Annotated in this window: 16 protein-coding genes and 1 tRNA gene; 9 read left to right on the forward strand and 8 right to left on the reverse strand. The window is 45.6% G+C overall.

Features of this window, described 5'->3' with window-relative positions:
• Positions 1-395: 395 nt before the first annotated feature.
• Together rarD and TOI97_RS11540 are read right to left on the reverse strand one after the other, a co-directional pair.
• Entirely contained in the window at positions 396-1,304 is a 909-nt protein-coding gene (gene rarD, locus TOI97_RS11535) for an EamA family transporter RarD (RefSeq protein WP_321554281.1), read from the reverse strand.
• Positions 1,305-1,371: 67 nt separating this feature from the next.
• Positions 1,372-2,349 (reverse strand): serine/threonine protein kinase, encoded by a 978-nt coding sequence (locus TOI97_RS11540; protein WP_321554282.1) that lies wholly within the window; start codon positions 2,347-2,349, stop codon positions 1,372-1,374.
• 205 nt (positions 2,350-2,554) lie between these two features.
• On the opposite strand from TOI97_RS11540, the gene TOI97_RS11545 reads away from it, so the two are divergent.
• From TOI97_RS11545 to TOI97_RS11575, 7 genes are all read left to right on the forward strand, one after another.
• Positions 2,555-3,193: an SCO family protein gene (locus TOI97_RS11545; RefSeq protein ID WP_321554283.1), complete on the forward strand. Its 639-nt coding sequence runs from the start codon at positions 2,555-2,557 to the stop codon at positions 3,191-3,193.
• Between the two features lie 67 nt (positions 3,194-3,260).
• Positions 3,261-3,803, forward strand: a complete 543-nt coding sequence (locus TOI97_RS11550; protein ID WP_321554284.1) for a TRAP transporter small permease subunit — start codon at positions 3,261-3,263, stop codon at positions 3,801-3,803.
• A complete protein-coding gene (locus TOI97_RS11555; RefSeq protein ID WP_321554285.1) occupies positions 3,796-5,172 on the forward strand; it encodes a TRAP transporter large permease in 1,377 nt (458 codons plus the stop codon). Before TOI97_RS11550 ends, TOI97_RS11555 begins: the two co-directional genes overlap by 8 nt.
• Before the next feature lie 112 nt (positions 5,173-5,284).
• Positions 5,285-6,169, forward strand: a complete 885-nt coding sequence (locus tag TOI97_RS11560; protein WP_321554286.1) for a D-hexose-6-phosphate mutarotase — start codon at positions 5,285-5,287, stop codon at positions 6,167-6,169.
• 86 nt (positions 6,170-6,255) lie between these two features.
• Positions 6,256-7,608: an adenosylmethionine--8-amino-7-oxononanoate transaminase gene (locus TOI97_RS11565; RefSeq protein WP_321554287.1), complete on the forward strand. Its 1,353-nt coding sequence runs from the start codon at positions 6,256-6,258 to the stop codon at positions 7,606-7,608.
• Positions 7,609-7,671: 63 nt separating this feature from the next.
• Entirely contained in the window at positions 7,672-8,391 is a 720-nt protein-coding gene (locus TOI97_RS11570; RefSeq protein WP_321554288.1) for a 16S rRNA (uracil(1498)-N(3))-methyltransferase, read from the forward strand.
• 199 nt (positions 8,392-8,590) lie between these two features.
• Positions 8,591-9,523, forward strand: a complete 933-nt coding sequence (locus TOI97_RS11575) for a lysine exporter LysO family protein (protein WP_321554289.1) — start codon at positions 8,591-8,593, stop codon at positions 9,521-9,523.
• A 63-nt stretch (positions 9,524-9,586) separates the two neighbouring features.
• On the opposite strand, the gene TOI97_RS11580 is transcribed toward TOI97_RS11575, so the two are convergent.
• The 6 genes from TOI97_RS11580 to TOI97_RS11605 form a co-directional block, all read right to left on the reverse strand.
• Complete coding sequence (locus TOI97_RS11580; RefSeq protein ID WP_321554290.1) at positions 9,587-11,089, reverse strand: diguanylate cyclase domain-containing protein; 1,503 nt, start codon at positions 11,087-11,089, stop codon at positions 9,587-9,589.
• Between the two features lie 161 nt (positions 11,090-11,250).
• A tRNA-Phe gene (locus TOI97_RS11585) sits at positions 11,251-11,326 on the reverse strand.
• Between the two features lie 58 nt (positions 11,327-11,384).
• The gene (locus tag TOI97_RS11590) at positions 11,385-11,660 is read right to left on the reverse strand and encodes an oxidative damage protection protein (protein ID WP_321554291.1); all 276 of its coding nucleotides are present in this window, start codon (positions 11,658-11,660) and stop codon (positions 11,385-11,387) included.
• A gap of 4 nt (positions 11,661-11,664) precedes the next feature.
• On the reverse strand, positions 11,665-12,729 hold the full coding sequence (mutY, locus tag TOI97_RS11595) for an A/G-specific adenine glycosylase (protein WP_321554292.1): 1,065 nt from the start codon (positions 12,727-12,729) through the stop codon (positions 11,665-11,667).
• A complete protein-coding gene (locus TOI97_RS11600; RefSeq protein WP_321554293.1) occupies positions 12,726-14,975 on the reverse strand; it encodes an AsmA family protein in 2,250 nt (749 codons plus the stop codon). Before TOI97_RS11600 ends, mutY begins: the two co-directional genes overlap by 4 nt.
• Positions 14,976-15,045: 70 nt before the next feature.
• Positions 15,046-15,447: an acetyl-CoA sensor PanZ family protein gene (locus TOI97_RS11605; protein ID WP_321554294.1), complete on the reverse strand. Its 402-nt coding sequence runs from the start codon at positions 15,445-15,447 to the stop codon at positions 15,046-15,048.
• Between the two features lie 141 nt (positions 15,448-15,588).
• Between TOI97_RS11605 and hisB the strand changes: the two genes are divergently transcribed.
• Positions 15,589-16,182, forward strand: coding sequence for an imidazoleglycerol-phosphate dehydratase HisB (gene hisB / locus TOI97_RS11610; RefSeq protein WP_321554295.1), 594 nt, complete (start codon positions 15,589-15,591; stop codon positions 16,180-16,182).
• Positions 16,182-16,820 (forward strand): imidazole glycerol phosphate synthase subunit HisH, encoded by a 639-nt coding sequence (gene hisH, locus TOI97_RS11615; protein ID WP_321554296.1) that lies wholly within the window; start codon positions 16,182-16,184, stop codon positions 16,818-16,820. The genes hisB and hisH overlap by 1 nt, the downstream gene beginning before the upstream one ends.
• The last annotated feature ends 31 nt before the right edge of the window (positions 16,821-16,851 follow it).

Below are 16,851 nucleotides of genomic sequence, written 5' to 3' on the forward strand. Positions count from 1 at the left end.
ATAAAGCTGGGGAGGCTTAGCTGAAAGGCAGTTAAATCAAGGCTTACAGCGTGCTGATCAAAATTTAGTCAGAGCTTTTAAACTGTACACAAAGCCATGGGATGGCCCTGTGGATAAGCTGTTTAGAGTTACTGCAACACCTGATTCTACGTGACTTACAGCAAGGTGTTTATTTTTTGAGCAGTCTTTTTCAGCAAGCCCGTATCAAACGTATCTATAGTGTATAAATCATCCGTCTATATTGTAAAACAACCTCATACACCATCAGGTAAATTTCGATGCCGGTTACTCGTTTTTTAAGACTTAATTTTTATGCATATTAAACACAAACATCTTGTGGATAACTTTGTGCATACATTCTGTAAGACCCATATATAGAGGGTTACAGCTGTTGATTACTTTTTAATAACTGTTTTACGGCCAGAGTTTAAAACACGCAAAGTGTCCCAGCTATAAACTGCTAAAGCGGCCCATATAAAGCCAAAAAAGATTAACGACTCAGTAGAAAACGGTTCTTTATAAAGCAGTACTGCCAGCAACAGTAATACCGTTGGTGTGATGTACTGTAAAAATGCCAGTGAAGCATAAGGTAAGTGTTTGGCCGCAGCGTTAAAACATAACAGAGGTAATAAAGTTACGGGGCCAGCAGCAGCTAACCACAGCATTTGCGAGCTACCGAAAAAGTCACTTTGCATACTGACTGACTGCGGATTAATCCATAGCCAAATCATAGCTACTGGGACTAAAAACCAAGTTTCTACGGTTAATCCTGGCAGCGCTGCAACGGGCGCTTGTTTGCGCATCAAACCATAAAAACCAAATGAGATGGCTAGTACTAAAGAAATCCAGGGGACTTTACCTAGGCCCCAAACTTGCAAGCCAACCCCCATTGCGGCTAATCCAACCGCAATCCATTGCAAACGCCGTAAACGTTCACGTAGAAAAAGCATTGCTAAAACAACATTTACAATGGGACTGATGTAATAGCCTAAGCTGGCTTCTACCAAACGATCTTGTCCCACCGCCCATACATAAATGAGCCAGTTATTAGCAATCAATGCACCTGACACAGCTAAAACGAGTAAACGTTTCGGATGTCGATAGAGCTCTTGCCACCAGCCTTTATGACGCCAAACCAATAGCAAGCCTGTGCTAAAAATTGCTGACCAAATAATACGGTGAGCTAAGATCTCTTCCGCGGGTACATGGCTTAAAGTTTTGAAATATAGGGGGAATAATCCCCAAATGCTGTAAGCCATTAAGCCCAGCACGTAACCGCGACGTAAATTCGGTGTAGCACTCATATCATTAGCCAGCTAACTAAAAATTTAATTGATCATAAGCTGCATTCGCACAGCTGTTGTATCTGTGTTAAAAAAGTTTTAAATAAGGTTCATCTAGGGCTGCACGCTGCTCACGCAAAATCAGAATTTGTTCGCCCCAATAGCGTTCAGTACCAAACCAAGGAAAACTTTGTGGAAAAGCTGGGTCATCCCAACGTTGGGCTAGCCAAGCACTGTAATGCAATAAGCGTAAAGCGCGTAAACCTTCAATTAAAGGTAATTCACGGGGGGAGAAATCATAAAATTCTTGGTAGCCATCCACCAGTTCTGACAGTTGTGATAACCGCTCTTGATAATCACCAGCCAACATCATCCATAAATCTTGGATAGCCGGCCCCATGCGACAGTCATCTAAGTCGACAATAAAGAAGCTATCATCACGGCACAACAAGTTACCGGGGTGACAGTCACCGTGCACTCGAATCGAGGTATACGGATGCTCAGTAAATAGTTGCTCAACTTTAATCAGCAAATCAGCAACCACTGACTCCCACGCTGGTCGCAAGCTTTTCGGTACATGTTCACCACTGCGTAAGCGTGCAAAAGGAGCATGCCCATAAGTGGTGACATCAATTGCTGGACGGTCACGAAAAGTTTGGTGAGCACCCACAGCATGCAAGCGTCCCAATAACTGTCCTAAACGATACAGCTGATCTAAATTACCGGGCTCGGGAGCACGACCACCACGACGTTCAAATAACGCAAAACGGAAACCAGCATGCTCAAACAAACTTTGTCCATTGAGCTGCATAGGAGCTACTAAAGGAACATCGCATTCTGCTAACTCAAAAGAAAATCCATGTTCTTCAAGAATCTGAGCATCAGTCCAGCGTTCAGGACGGTAAAACTTAGCGATCAAGGGTGTCTTATCTTCAATCCCCACCTGATACACACGATTTTCATAGCTATTCAGCGCTAAAACTCGTGCATCACTTAAGAAGCCTAAACTTTCGACTGCATCTAAAACGAGATCAGGCGTTAATGCAGCAAATGGGTGGGCAGACATGGATGACTCCTTAACTTTAATGGCCCATAGTGTAACAGGGTAAGACTAAAACGCTGCGCTTGTGAAGGTGATGCCTTCTACTTTCCCTGCAATAGATTAACTTTGATTTATATTGCTACAGTTAGCGCGGCATCTCGACACAAGCTTAACCTTCCTTGTTCCATCTATAATCAGACACAGATTACATCTACTTTAAGGATATTTTATGCCGTATTTAAGTAAAGGGCGCACACTGATCTTAAGCATCTTAGGCGTATTGTTTGCCGTAATTATCGGTCTGTTAGCGGGTAACTATTTAACGTCTGGCAATGACCGCAGCACCGCCATGCGTGAAGCGGGGATTGTTACTTTACCCAGTAGTCGCGGACTGCCAGCCTTGCAACTGGTCAGCACTCGAGGTGAACAGATCAATACACAAAACTTAACTGGTAAGTGGAGCTTAGTGTTTTTTGGCTATACCTTCTGCCCAGATATTTGTCCGACCACATTAGCGGAACTGCGTCAGTTGAAAAAACAATTACCGGAACAAGCACGCCAAAACCTTCAGGTCTTAATGGTCAGCGTTGACCCTCATCGAGATACCACTGAACAATTAAAGCTTTATTTAGACTATTTTGATCCTGAATTTACGGGACTGACCGGCGAACTCAAAGACATTCAAACATTAAGTAACGCGTTAAGTATTCCTTTTATTCCTGGAGATACCAGTCAGCCACGCTATACCGTTGATCACAGCGGTAATCTTGCGATTTTAAACCCCGATGGTCGTCAATATGGATTTATTCGCGCGCCATTGAATATCCAGAAACTTGCTGAACAGTTACCCAACGTGATTAGCCAATAACTGTGCATGGCCAATTGGGCTTACAACCCCTACAATTGGCGATTCATTTGGTTTTTAGAAGTTTTTTATGTCCTTATCATCTTGGCCAGTACGCATTGCTGCGTCGATTCAGGCTGTTAATTCTATGTTGGGTCGAGCCTGTGCATGGCTGACATTATTTTTAGTTTTAGGTACTGCTTGCGTGGTAGTGATGCGTTATGCCTTTGGTATTGGGGCTACTGCATTGCAGGAGGCAGTGATGTATGCCCATGCGTTGACCTTTATGGGGACTGCTGCTTGGGCATTGCAACGCCAAGCCCATGTGCGTGTGGATATTTTTTATCAGAACTTTTCTGAGCGTAAAAAAGCTTTAGTGAATACCACTGGCCACCTATTTTTATTGTTGCCAATGTGTTTATTTTTAGGTTGGAACAGTTGGGACTATGTAGCCAACTCATGGGCGATAAAAGAAACCTCTGGAGAGACTGGTGGTTTAGGTTTTATGTACCTGCAAAAGAGCATCATTTTATTGTTGGTGGTGAGTTTGTTGCTGCAAGGGATTTCTGACTTAGTGTTACTGATAAAGCAATTGTTCGCGCCGCAGGTGGCTGAGGATGGACAAAATGACTGAAGTATTAGCGATTGCTTTATTTATTACCATTTGCCTGACTTTAATCATGGGCTATCCAGTGGCTTTTGTGCTGGGTGGTGTCTCTTTGTTATTTGCTGTCATTGGCATGTTCAGCGGTGTTTTTGATCCGGTCTTTTTACAAGCCTTACCGAACCGCTTGTTTGGCATTATGAATAACCAAACCTTACTGGCAGTGCCGCTGTTTGTGTTTATGGGGGTGATGTTAGAAAAATCGCGAGTGGCAGAAGACCTATTGGAATCCATGTCACGTTTATTTGGTACTTTGCGTGGTGGCTTGGCCATTTCAGTGTGTGTGGTTGGGGCTTTATTAGCTGCCAGTACTGGAGTGGTGGGTGCGACGGTAGTGACTTTAGGTTTGCTGGCGTTACCAACCATGTTACGTCGTGGTTATGATCCTGCGGTCGCTACTGGCACTCTAGCGGCGACTGGTACTTTAGGGCAGGTGATCCCGCCATCGATTATTTTAGTTCTACTTGGTGATGTATTAGCCAGTGCATACCAACAGGCCCAAATTCGCATGGGCGTGTTTACACCGAAAACTGTATCCGTGGGGGATTTATTCATTGGATCATTAATTCCCGGTGTCTTATTAGTATTGCTGTATATCGCCTATTTGATTTTTGTGGCGATTACTCAGCCAAAAAAGTTACCGGCTTTGCCACAAGAAGCTTTAGGGCCCATTCAATGGGGACGCCTTTTCAAAGCTCTCATTCCACCGTTGGTATTGATGGGGTCGGTTTTGGGCTCTATTTTAGCTGGTGTAGCAACACCCACTGAAGCTGCTGCGGTGGGGGCTATAGGTGCTTTATTGTTGGCAGGGTTGAAAGGGCAGCTCAATTTTGCTCGTTTGCGCGAAGTTTCCCATAGCACCGCAGAAATCAGTGCCATGGTATTTTTGATTTTGATTGGTGCATCGCTGTTTTCTTTGGTGTTCCGCGGTTTTGGCGGTGATGTCATGATTGAGAATGTATTTGAGCAATTACCCGGTGGTGTGATCGGAGCATTCTTCCTGGTTATGCTGGTGATTTTCCTGCTGGGTTTTATTCTCGATTTTATTGAAATTATCTTTGTGGTGGTGCCCATTGTGGGCCCCGTCTTATTGGCGATGGGGCTTGATCCTATTTGGCTTGGTGTGATGATTGCTCTGAATTTACAAACCTCGTTCTTAACACCACCCTTTGGTTTCTCTTTGTTCTATTTACGCAGCGTCACTCCTGCCTCGGTGGCAACGCGCACCATATATCGTGGGGTGCTGCCTTTCATTGCGATTCAACTGATGATGCTTGTGGTTGCTTATATTTGGCCGGAGATCATTACTTGGTTACCACAACAGATTTACGGTAATTGACATACTCATCGTCCTGAAGAAACGGTGATGCCTAGAGCATCCATCCTCGTACTAAATGTATGGGATTTTTACGCGCCATTGATAACCAAGAACGTAGGATCAGGAGAATAGGATGCAGCAGAGCATTAGTGCAATGAACTTTTCCGGCTTACAGGGATGGCGTTTGCGCTTTGGTTCTGCCCAGCTGGATGTGTGCCAACAGGGCGGGCAAATTTTGAGTTACTTCCCCGATATTGAGCAGCCACCAGTGATTTGGCTCAGTGATTGTGCCGAGTATGTGACCCGACAAAGTGTGCGTGGCGGTGTACCTGTCTGCTGGCCCTGGTTTGGAGATCTTCAGCGCAATCCTCTCGAAGTACAAAAAAATATTACAGGCGCAGCACCGTTTCATGGTTTGGCACGCACTTTAGATTGGCAACTGCAGCAGCAGAGGGTTGATGAAACAGGCGTGCAGTTGATATTGCAGCTGGATGCCAGTCACGGCTTAGCAGGTTGGCCGCATGCAGCATATTTGACATTACATATTGTGCTTAATGAGCGGCTGAGTATCCGTTTAGAGAATCATAATGTAGGCACACAACCACTGGCCATCAGTCAGGCCTTACATAGTTATTTTGCTGTCAGTGACATTCGTCAGGTACAGGTCAATGGCTTATCAGGTTGTACTTATTATGAAACCCTTGAGCAGTGGCAATTACGCCAACAACAGGGCGTACTGACCTTGAATGGTGAAACTGATCGAGTCTATGTGCAAGTACCTCAGCATTTACAAATCATTGATCCTGGCTGGCAGCGGCGTATTCATTTGTGCAGTCAAGGTTCAAGTTCTGCCATTGTATGGAATCCTTGGATTGCTAAAGCTAAAGACCTAAGTGGTTTTGCTGAGGATGCTTGGCAGCACATGCTATGTATTGAAAGTGCTAATGTATTAGAGGATCACCTGCTCCTCGCTCCCGGTGAACGGCATTGCCTTGAGTTACAGCTGAGTACTGATTGATAGAGCAAGTCATGAAGTGACCAATTTTTTCTGTCAGTTTTAGACACATCTGTTAGGCTAAAACGTCCATTAATGGGAGTAGTAAATTGAGTTTAAATGATCAATGGATGCAACGTGATTTAGACGTTTTATGGCATCCCTGCACACAAATGAAAGACCACGAAAGATTACCTATTGTGCCGATTCGTCGCGCTGAAGGTATTTGGTTGGAAGATTTTGATGGTCGTCGTTATTTAGATGCGGTGAGTTCGTGGTGGACCAATATCTTTGGGCACTGTAATCCACGCATTAATGATCGTATTAAGCAGCAGCTTGATCAGTTGGAACATGTCATTCTGGCTGGCTTTAGTCATGCGCCCGTGATTGAGCTTTCTGAGCGTTTAGTCAAGTTAACCCCACCAGGTTTAGAGCGCGTATTCTATGCCGATAATGGTTCTTCGGGCATTGAAGTGGCGCTAAAAATGAGCCATCACTACTGGCTTAATCATGGTAAACCCGAGAAAAAACGTTTTGCCACCATCAGTAATGGTTATCACGGTGAAACCCTTGCGACTTTAGCGGTGGGCGATGTAGCACTCTATACAGAGACTTATAAGGCTTTGTTGATGGACTGCATTAAAGTGCCCAGTCCAGATTGCTATAACCGACCAGAAGGGGTGAGCTGGGAAGCACATTCCCGTGTGATGTTTGAGCACATGCGGCAGATGCTAGATGAGCACCATCATGAATTGTCAGCAGTGATTCTTGAACCTTTGGTGCAAGGCGCAGCAGGAATGCGGATGTATCATCCTATTTACCTCGCCTTATTACGTGAGGCCTGTGATCACTATGGCGTGCATTTAATTGTGGATGAAATCGCCATGGGCTTTGGGCGCACGGGAACTATGTTTGCCTGTAATCAAGCAGATATTACACCTGACTTTATGGTGTTATCGAAGGCGCTCACGGGTGGTTATTTACCTATGGCTGCCATTATGACCACAGAGGATGTGTATCAAGCGTTCTATGATGAGTACGATACCATGCGCGCCTTCTTACATTCCCATACCTATACAGGGAATCCATTGGCTTGTGCTGCGGCTTTGGCAACTTTGGATATCTTTGAGCAAGATAATGTGATTGAGAAAAACAAAGTTTTAGCGCAACACATGGCCGATGCCACAGCACATTTAAAAGATCACCCGCATGTAGCCGAAGTACGTCAGACTGGCATGATTTTAGCTATTGAAATGGTCAAAGATAAAGCGACTAAGGAGCCTTATCCATGGCAAGAGCGTCGTGGTCTTAAAGTGTTTGAACATGCCATGTCGAAAGGGGCTTTATTGCGCCCACTAGGCAATGTGACTTACTTTATTCCACCTTATGTGATTACCCCAGAGCAAATCCATTGGTTGGCAGAAGTAGCCACCGAAGGCATTGATCTTGCTGTGCGTGATTAAGCGCTAGACGCTCTATAAAAAACCACGCACCATAGCGTGGTTTTTTATCGCTGGAGTTTAAAAATGTCGCTACCGCGTTTTTTTGTTGCTGCGCCATTGGCGCTAGGTGAGCATGAGCTGCCGGAAGCACAAGCACACTATTTAAGCCGTGTTTTGCGTTTAACTGTAGGGGCTCAAGTACAGTTATTTGATGGTAGCGGGCAGGAATATATTGGTGAATTGACTCATGTAGGCAAAAAAACCGTTAGGGTTGAGCTACATGAGGTGGTGCGGGGGTTGCCGAATTCAGCTTTACACATCCATTTAGGACAAGGTTTATCTCGCGGTGAACGCATGGATTGGGCAATTCAAAAAGCTACGGAATTGGGTGTGGCAGAAATTACTCCGCTATTTACTGAACGTTGTGAGGTGCGCTTAAATGCAGAGCGGATACAAAAGCGTTTGGAGCACTGGCAACAAGTAGCGATCAGTGCATGTGAGCAATGTGGGCGTTCACAGGTTCCTGTAATTCATCCTCCACAACTTTTAAAAGACTGGCAAGCGGTGCTTGAGGCCGATTTAAAACTGGTTTTACACCCCGTGGCTCAGCCATTGACTGAGCATCAGCCGCCACAGCGTTTAGCCTTTTTAATTGGTCCAGAAGGAGGGTTAACTGAAACAGAAGTGATGAGCGCAGGAGAGCATGGTTTTCATCCTGCTCGTCTTGGGCCCCGTGTATTGCGTACTGAAACGGCCCCTGTTGTCGCGTTAAGTGTGGCACAACAATTATGGGGCGATTTCTAAGCGCCCCCTGCCAGCTTGAAAGCACTTGCCGCTAAGACAGGTGCTTTTCGTGGTTTAAGCATTGACATCCTCCCCGTCCTAAAGGACGGGGAGGATGTCAAAAAAACTGCCTATAACAGCCGCTTTTGGATGGGCAATGCACTAGACTAGGCGCCTATTATTTTCCAACTGATTCTATTTTGATTCTAAGAGGCTTTTTGTGACGGCTGTATTGCATAATATTTTATCGTCTGTGGTACCTATTTTGCTTTTTTTAGTGGGTGGTTATGCGTTCGGTAAGGTGCTCCCTAAAGGTATTATCAATAAAACAGTCGGCTCGATTACACCCGTGGTCTGGGTGATTTTATTTGTTATTGGTTTGGAATCTGGGGAAGCTTTTAGCTCGTTAGCGGCTGGTTTAAGCATCCTTAAGCACGCTTCAGTTTATGCATTTACCATTAGCCTTGTGGTGTTTGCCATCATCTTGCCCTTTAACCGTAAGCCCGGGGTAGAGGATGGTGAACCAAGTTCATGGACTGCTTTGTGGTATCCGATTAAAGAATGTCTCATTGCGTTTAGTTTGGTGCTCTTGGGAGCTTTTTTTTACCGCTTGCATTGGCATGAAACTAACCTAGGTGATGTACTCTTTAATATTTCCTATTGGCTGTATATTTTATTGTTTTTGATTGGTTTAGATTTGGCCCAAGTGGCGATTAGCCGTTCTTGGTTGGCACCCCGAGTATTATTGATTCCTCTGCTTGTGATGGTGGGTTCAATGATAGCTGGCGTTTTGATCAGTTTTACGACCGGAGAAGAGCTGGCGGTGGCTTTGGCGCTGAGTACAGGCTTTGGTTGGTTTAGTTTGTCAGGTGCTTTAGCTGGGCAATATTTGGGCGATGCTTACGGAAGCGTGGCGTTACTCAACGACCTAATGCGCGAGTTGATAGGCTTAACTGTAGTTTTCCTATTGGGTCGTAATTATGCTAACAGCAGCATTGGTGTGTGCGGTGCCACGGCGATGGATACAACTCTACCTTTTGTGCGTAAAGCCTGTAATTACGCCTATGTCCCAACCGCCATTATTAGTGGCCTTATTTTAACCGTGGCCGCGCCTTTTTTTATGCTGTTCTTTTTAAGCTTTGCTAGCATTTAAGGCGCGGCTTAGAACCTATGAAGCAAGAAGCATCGCCCTTTAGAGCGGTGAGCAGTCATAGCGTTATAGCTGAGCGGTGTGATCCTGAGCTAAAGCAAAAGAGCCAGGGCCCTGTGCTTTGGCGCGCTTTAAGGTGTTTTCAAGGCTGTGCATCAAGGCTTCAGGGTTATTGGTTGAGTTGGGTAGCTGTTCAACTGCGACACAAAGACTGACCTTGATAACTTTATTATCTAAGTGGAAAGGCTCATGCATGTGCGCTAAGGTTTGCTCGGCTAAAGCAGTGGCTTGTTCGGTGGATTCAAGACAGTCACAAACGGCAACAAATTGATCGCGACCAATACGTGCCAAGCTACACTTATTGCGCACCACTTTACTGATGCGCTGGGCCACAGCTTGCAAGAGTTGGTCACCTAAATGATGGCCGAGCTTGTCATTGATGTGTTTAAAATTATCGAGATCAATGAGCAGTACTGCACCTGATTGTTGCTGTTGGGCTGAGGTGTGTAAAAGGGTTTTTAAGCGTTCTTGTAAGTGTGTGCGATTACCCAAACCGGTCAATGGGTCGTAATAAGCGTGGTAGCTCAATTGTGCGGGGGAATTGTGTAGTACGGCAATGTCAGAAAAAACCGCGACATTATGAGAAATAAAGCCATTTTCATCGCGAATTAAACGAATGGTTTGATATTGCGGAAGAATTTCACCGTTTTTGCGACGATTCCAAATTTCACCACGCCATTCATCGGTTGTCTCTAAAGTTTTCCAAAGATTTTGATAAAACTCGGGTGTGTGGCGCCCAGACTTAAACATACGTGGGGTCTGCCCAATCACTTCTTCTGGGCTGTAACCGGTGATGCGACTGAACGCGGGGTTGATATGGATAATGGTATTATCACTATCGGTAATTAACACTCCCTCATTGGTGCTTTCAAAGACCGCATGGGCCTGTTTTAAGCGTTCTTCAGCGCCACGTTGTTCAGTAATGTCTTGGGCTATACCAATGAGACGAACAGGTATACCGTTAGCATTTTTAATGAGACGGCCACGGGAGCGAATCCAACGTTGGCTGCCATCTTTATGTTGCATACGGTAGGTGCTGTCATAATCACCATCACCCTCAGCAATAAAGTTCATGACATTACGGTAAACCCGTTCGCGTTCTTCTGGAATTAAATGCTTCTGCCAAGCACTTTGGTTGTTACCAAACTCTGCTTGGGTGTAGCCCAGCTTGGCGCAGTAGGCGGCGGAAAAGAATATTTCTTCATCGTCATTCAGACTCCAATCCCAAAGTGCTTCTTGAGCCGCATCTAAAGCTAATTTTAGACGCTTTAGCTGCGTTTTTGCACCGGCTTCAAGTTTGGCTTGGTGCTTGTTATAAAGAATTAAGGCGAGAAACCAAAATACAGCAGAGAAGACTGCCAAACTCACTAAGTTAATGAATAAAGCTAAAGCATTGTGATCGGTATGAATTGCTCGATTAGCTTGCCAGTAAAAGCTGCCTAACAGCCATGCGCAAACTAATGCTGTATATAACAAGAAATACTTCAATAAGGCGCGATCAGTCTTCATAAGGGCAACACACTCGATAGGTAAAAAGCATTGTTGATGCGGAGTAGTATACGGCTTGTCATTTAGGACATGTATACTCATATCGAGATGGGGCTACACAGCAAGCATTGCGAAATTTTACGCAAAAAAAAGCTCATTCATCTGAATGAGCTTTTTAAATATGGTGCCCGGAGACGGAATCGAACCGCCGACACGAGGATTTTCAATCCTCTGCTCTACCGACTGAGCTATCCGGGCCAACGGCAGCTATTAAACAGTCTTTTAATGTCGCCGTCAAGTAACTTATTGAAAATATTTAATTATTACTGGGTGGAACATAACCTTCAGCTTGTGCGAAGGCCTCACCGGCAAAGAATTTGTCCATTTCCGCCATAATAAATTTGCGATCATCAGCATCCATCATATTCAGATGACGCTCGTTAATCAGCATGGTTTGGTGGGTTTGCCATTCTTCCCAAGCTTGTTGAGAGATATTGTTATAAATATCTTCACCTTTGCTGCCTGGGAAAGGTGGACGCGCTAAACCAGCGAGTTCTTTTTGATGCTTACGACACATAACCATACGGGTCATCTTGTTAATTCTCCTGTTGCAACTGAATAAGTGCGCGTTCAATCAGCCCCTTGATGGGGGCTGCTAAACCTAAACGCGGAGGGTTGAAAAGGTTATACCAGAGCCAGTTGTTTTCGGCCACAGCAAGAGAGGGACTGCTGTGTACATTAATTAGCCAAGGTTCGATATCTAAATGGAAATGACTGAAGGTATGGCGTACCGGTGTTAAAGGTTGTTGCCGCTGCTCTAGGAGCTGGTATTGGTTTAATAAAGGTTGCAGTGCTTGGATATTGTCCAACTCTGGCAAGCTCCATAAACCACCCCAAATACCTTCCGTGGGGCGCTGCTGTAATAATAAGGTGTGATCTTGATTAATCAGCAACGGCATAATCACCTGCCGTACTGGTAAGGTTTTACGTGGGCGCGGTGCTGGAAGTACATTTTGCTGCTCAGTAGCATAAGCTAAACAACCGCTGTTCACAGGGCAACGTTCACACTCAGGTTGTTTGCGCGTACACAAGGTGGCCCCTAAATCCATCATCGCTTGAGTGTACTTTGCAACATCCTGTTGTGGCGTAAGTTGTTCTGCTAAAGCCCATAAACGTTTTGTTGCTAGGCTAGCTCCTGGGTACTGAGCTTCTGCACTATAACGGGCTAAGACACGCTTTACATTGCCATCCAGGATGGGGGCGCGAATGCCCATGCTTAAGCTGGCAATGGCTCCAGCAGTAGAGGGGCCAATGCCCGGTAAGGTCGCAAGTGCTTCTGCATTGCGTGGAAACTCACCGCCATACTCTGTGCAAATGAGTTGAGCGGTTTTATGCAAGTTACGGGCACGGGTGTAATAGCCTAGCCCCGTCCACAAGTGCAGCACCTCATCTAAAGGAGCTGCAGCTAAGTCGTGTACGCTTGGCATGGCATGCATAAAACGGGTGAAATAATCCATGACGGTAGTGACTTGGGTTTGTTGCAGCATAATTTCAGAAACCCACACTCGGTAAGGTGAAACGTCTTGCTGCCAAGGCAGATCTTTACGGCCATGCTGCTCATACCAAGCGACTACGGCTGGACCAAAAGCTTCAGGTTTCATCGGCCAAAAAGCCCTTTGAGTGCATCTTTGAGCTCAGGTGAGACTTTATTGTCGAGTTTCTTATCTAGCTTATCGCTGATTTTCTCATTGAGCTTCTCTGAGAGTTTGTCTTTGGCGAGATCAGCAGCAATTTTACCTAAAGCATTTTGATCAATGCGGCAAGCTTTTGCACCGAGCTCTAAAGGCCCGCGGCAGCGCACAGGCCATTCGATATTGATGAAATTTTTATTCACCTTACAAGCGGGGTCTGCCATTGGCTGAGTATTCCCTTGAACGAGAATACCAGCGTAGTAATCAAGACCGAGAACATTGAGATCAATATCGCCTTTACCTTTGACTGCTAAACTAGGAATAGCAACGCGTAGGTCTGGGTTGTGTGCCACACCCTTGTGGATATTCAACTGACCACTCAACTGATTAAAAGGGGTGTCTTTACTGCCCGTGCTGGGGCTCAGTTGTTTACGGTTTAAAGTTGCTATCCCCATACAGAGTTGACGCTCAAGGTCGGCCCCAGGTAAAACACCATTATTCAGTGCAAAGGTTAGGTTGCCTTGTAGGTTTTTTACCCAGTCCATTCCAGTGTTGCCTTGGGTCCGCAATGTAGAGCTAGTATTGAGCAAGCCGGTGATTGTAACTTCCTCATCAAGTGCAGTGAGAATCTTTTCAATGGGAATGTTTTTACTTGTATGAGTGAGGTTGAGTGTAGGTTGCGCCGCATTGGCATTTAACTGGGCAGCCACTTGGAACTCACCATTAAAGAGCTGACCTTGTAAATGCTTGAGTTGCAGTACACCTTGCTTGGCCTGTAGTTTGAATTTTGCTTGGGCAATATCCAATGCATTCAAAGTGAGTTGATCAAAGCTGAAGTCTAAATCTGCATTGATAGCTTTTAAACTGGCGATAGGCAGGATTTTTTCTGTGTTCCATGGAGACTTAGAGGGTGCATTAGGCAGTTGACTGCTGCCGCTAGCCGTTTGTGCGCTTTGTTGTTTAACTTCAGCTTTACGTTCAGTGGCGGCTGTTGTACTTGAAGGCGCTAGGTAATGATCAGCATTGAAGGTGTCTCCGGAGAGGTGGGCATAAATCAAGCCAGAGGCAAAGTCTTTCATACCGACACTACCAGTGAACGCGGTTTGATCCAGCTGCAGTTGCATATCCTGCAAAATGAGGCTGTTTGCTGTGCCTTGCACTCGAGCGTTGAGCTCCATATGACTTAAAGCTTTTTTATTAGCCATGAGCGGAAGCTCAACACCAATACCGGTTAAAAATTCTTGCAAATTCACCGGAGCGATAGAGAGCGCGCCAGAGATGTTGGCTGTTGTATCGAGTTGAGTGGCTTGTAGTTCACCTAAGGCCTTGAGTTGGTTCACTGACAGTTTGAGGTTATCCCAACGTGCGCTTTGTTGAGCAGTGTTATAGGCGAGGTTACCTCGAGCGCTGATATTTGCACTTTTGTTTTGTAAGGGTTCACCAGATATTTCACCAGCGAGGCGTAAATCATCTAACAAAAAGGTTTCTAGGTTAGGTTGAATATTAAGTGTAGTTGCCAGTTCAATGCGGCCACGTAGGGCTGGTTGAGCATTGGCTAAGAAACCAGAAAACTTAACGGCCACTGGTTGGTTTTCTCGGATAGCTCCAGTGGTTAACTGCACGCTTTCTAAGTTGAACTGTTGCCCGCTTTGTTGATCATTATAGACAACGCTAGCGCCGTTAACGATTAAGCTATCAATAGCCAGTTGCAGTGGTGTGTTGGCTACCTCAACGGTGGGCGATGAGACGTCAGTATGCTCGTCTTTTGCAGGTTCGGGGGTTGTGGGGTTGCTAGTAGAGGCGGACTGGTCATTGCTTTGCCCAATGTTGTCCCAATTACTCTGACCTTTAGCATCGCGCTGTAAATTCAGCGCTAAACCATCCACCCGAATGTCACTCATTTGAATTTCTTTGCGCAATAGCGGCAAAACTTTTACGGATAAACCAAGCAAGCGCAGAGTGGCCAAAGGCACTTCTGGGGTGTCTGCGCTAGCAATTTTAGCATCGGTGATTTCAAGGCCTAACCAAGGAAAGAGGCTCCAGCCTATTTCACCGTTAAGCTCTAGCTCAATATTGGCATGCTTATGAGCAAGCTGGCGGATGTCATCTTTATAGTCATTGGGATCAAAGAACTGGGTTAGAGCAAATCCAGCACCCACGACGAGCAGTAGTAAGATGAGCAGTAGTGCTCCAATAACTTTGCCGAAAGTTTTCATGGGCTGACTCCTAGTAAACAAAAATGAGTGAGTGTGCCGTTGAGCAAGAGCCTAATGCACAATGATGAGCTTAAACAGTTTTAGCAATGATCAGTGATTTTTCTCGGGCTAAGTCGCAAAGGTGTTGTTGACCTTCAGGTATAACTACTTCGAGAGCTGCCCCAGCCTCTGCTGCTAAGCGTGAGGCTTCTTGTACAATTCTGCGAGCGACGCCGCGATTGCGGGTCAATTCTCGTACACATAAATGTGACAGTAACCAACGATCCGTTTGTTTTTCTAATAAAGCAGCGCCAAGTAAACGGCTATTAAAACGTCCCGCCACTAAAGTTTTTTGCGCTAGGCCTTGTTCCAGCAGGGCGTTGCCATTAGCGTAAGGCGGCAGCAGCCAGGCTGGGGCATCTGCGTAGATTTTTTCTAAGTCGGCTAAGTCTTGTGTACTGGGCTGCTCAGCGCTTTCAAAATAAACAGGCATGACTAAAAACTCCTCAATAGATATGTAAGTGTACCGCTCATAAACCTCTATCGGTAGCGGTCATACAGGTTGCAAGCCTATAATAGGTGCATAATAAGTTAACTCGGCTGCATAATGCGGCTTTTAGCGGTGGAGCAAATCATGACCGAACGTAAGGTTTCAGTAGAACGTAATACCCTTGAGACCCAAATTAAAGTAACAATTAATTTGGATGGTACTGGTGAAGGACGTTTTGCAATTGGTGTGCCTTTTATGGAGCACATGTTAGATCAAGTTGCGCGCCATGGTTTGATCGATCTTGACGTTGAATGTGTGGGTGATACTCATATTGATGATCATCATACAGTTGAGGATGTAGGTATTACTATCGGGCAAGCTTTTGCTAAGGCAGTAGGTGATAAGCGCGGTTTGCGTCGTTATGGCCACTCTTATGTACCGATGGACGAGTCATTGTCTCGTGTTGCTTTAGATTTCTCAGGTCGTCCGGGCTTACAGATGCATGTACCTTTTAGCCGCGCTTTAGTAGGCGGTTTTGATGTGGATTTGTTCCAAGAGTTTTTCCAGGGTTTTGTGAACCACGCGCAAGTGACTTTGCACATTGATAACTTGCGTGGCACGAACACTCACCATCAGATAGAAACAGTGTTTAAAGCTTTTGGCCGTGCATTGCGAATGGCAGTAGAAGTGGATCCGCGTATGGAAGGTCGTATGCCATCAACCAAAGGTAGTCTGTGATGCAAACCATCGCCGTAATTGATTACGGGATGGGTAACTTACACTCAGTAGGTAAAGCCTTAGAACATGTGGGTTCAGCACGAGTGCAAATCACCAGTGATCCACAGCTGATTCGCGATGCGGATCGTATTGTTCTGCCCGGCGTAGGTGCAATACGTGATTGTATGGCCGAAATGGAACGTCATAAACTGTTGGATGTGATCCAAGAAGTGAGTCAGGACCGGCCTTTTCTCGGTATTTGTGTCGGCATGCAGGCTTTATTAGAAAGCAGTGAAGAAAATGGTGGTGTGACGGGCTTGGGGTTATTCCCTGGCCATGTTCGAGCTTTTGGTACGCAGTTGTACGAAGGTGAGCAACACTTAAAAGTCCCGCATATGGGCTGGAATGGCGTCAGCCATAGTTTGCCCCACCCAATGTGGCATGGCATTCCTGATCAAGCCCGTTTTTATTTTGTCCATAGCTATTATGTTGATGCAGACAATCAGCGGCAGGTGGCAGGCCGCTGCCAGTATGGTGTCGAGTTTGCTGCTGCATTGGCTGATGGGCCGCGCTTTGCAGTGCAGTTTCATCCAGAAAAAAGCCATACGCATGGTTTGCAGTTGTTACAGAATTTTGTTGCTTGGGACGGGCGCTGGTAGCGTTGGTTTACGAGCTGATTTATTGACTTAA

It is taken from the genome of Denitrificimonas halotolerans, assembly GCF_034259425.1.
Lineage (GTDB): Bacteria > Pseudomonadota > Gammaproteobacteria > Pseudomonadales > Pseudomonadaceae > Denitrificimonas > Denitrificimonas halotolerans.

Bases quoted from the DNA above. Each gene is read 5' to 3' on its own strand.
- rarD (WP_321554281.1), bottom strand. From the start codon at position 1,304: ATGAGTGCTACACCGAATTTACGTCGCGGTTACGTGCTGGGCTTAATG.
- TOI97_RS11540 (WP_321554282.1), bottom strand. From the start codon at position 2,349: ATGTCTGCCCACCCATTTGCTGCATTAACGCCTGATCTCGTTTTAGAT.
- TOI97_RS11545 (WP_321554283.1), top strand. From the start codon at position 2,555: ATGCCGTATTTAAGTAAAGGGCGCACACTGATCTTAAGCATCTTAGGC.
- TOI97_RS11550 (WP_321554284.1), top strand. From the start codon at position 3,261: ATGTCCTTATCATCTTGGCCAGTACGCATTGCTGCGTCGATTCAGGCT.
- TOI97_RS11555 (WP_321554285.1), top strand. From the start codon at position 3,796: ATGACTGAAGTATTAGCGATTGCTTTATTTATTACCATTTGCCTGACT.
- TOI97_RS11560 (WP_321554286.1), top strand. From the start codon at position 5,285: ATGCAGCAGAGCATTAGTGCAATGAACTTTTCCGGCTTACAGGGATGG.
- TOI97_RS11570 (WP_321554288.1), top strand. From the start codon at position 7,672: ATGTCGCTACCGCGTTTTTTTGTTGCTGCGCCATTGGCGCTAGGTGAG.
- TOI97_RS11580 (WP_321554290.1), bottom strand. From the start codon at position 11,089: ATGAAGACTGATCGCGCCTTATTGAAGTATTTCTTGTTATATACAGCA.
- TOI97_RS11590 (WP_321554291.1), bottom strand. From the start codon at position 11,660: ATGACCCGTATGGTTATGTGTCGTAAGCATCAAAAAGAACTCGCTGGT.
- mutY (WP_321554292.1), bottom strand. From the start codon at position 12,729: ATGAAACCTGAAGCTTTTGGTCCAGCCGTAGTCGCTTGGTATGAGCAG.
- TOI97_RS11600 (WP_321554293.1), bottom strand. From the start codon at position 14,975: ATGAAAACTTTCGGCAAAGTTATTGGAGCACTACTGCTCATCTTACTA.
- TOI97_RS11605 (WP_321554294.1), bottom strand. From the start codon at position 15,447: ATGCCTGTTTATTTTGAAAGCGCTGAGCAGCCCAGTACACAAGACTTA.
- hisB (WP_321554295.1), top strand. From the start codon at position 15,589: ATGACCGAACGTAAGGTTTCAGTAGAACGTAATACCCTTGAGACCCAA.
- hisH (WP_321554296.1), top strand. From the start codon at position 16,182: ATGCAAACCATCGCCGTAATTGATTACGGGATGGGTAACTTACACTCA.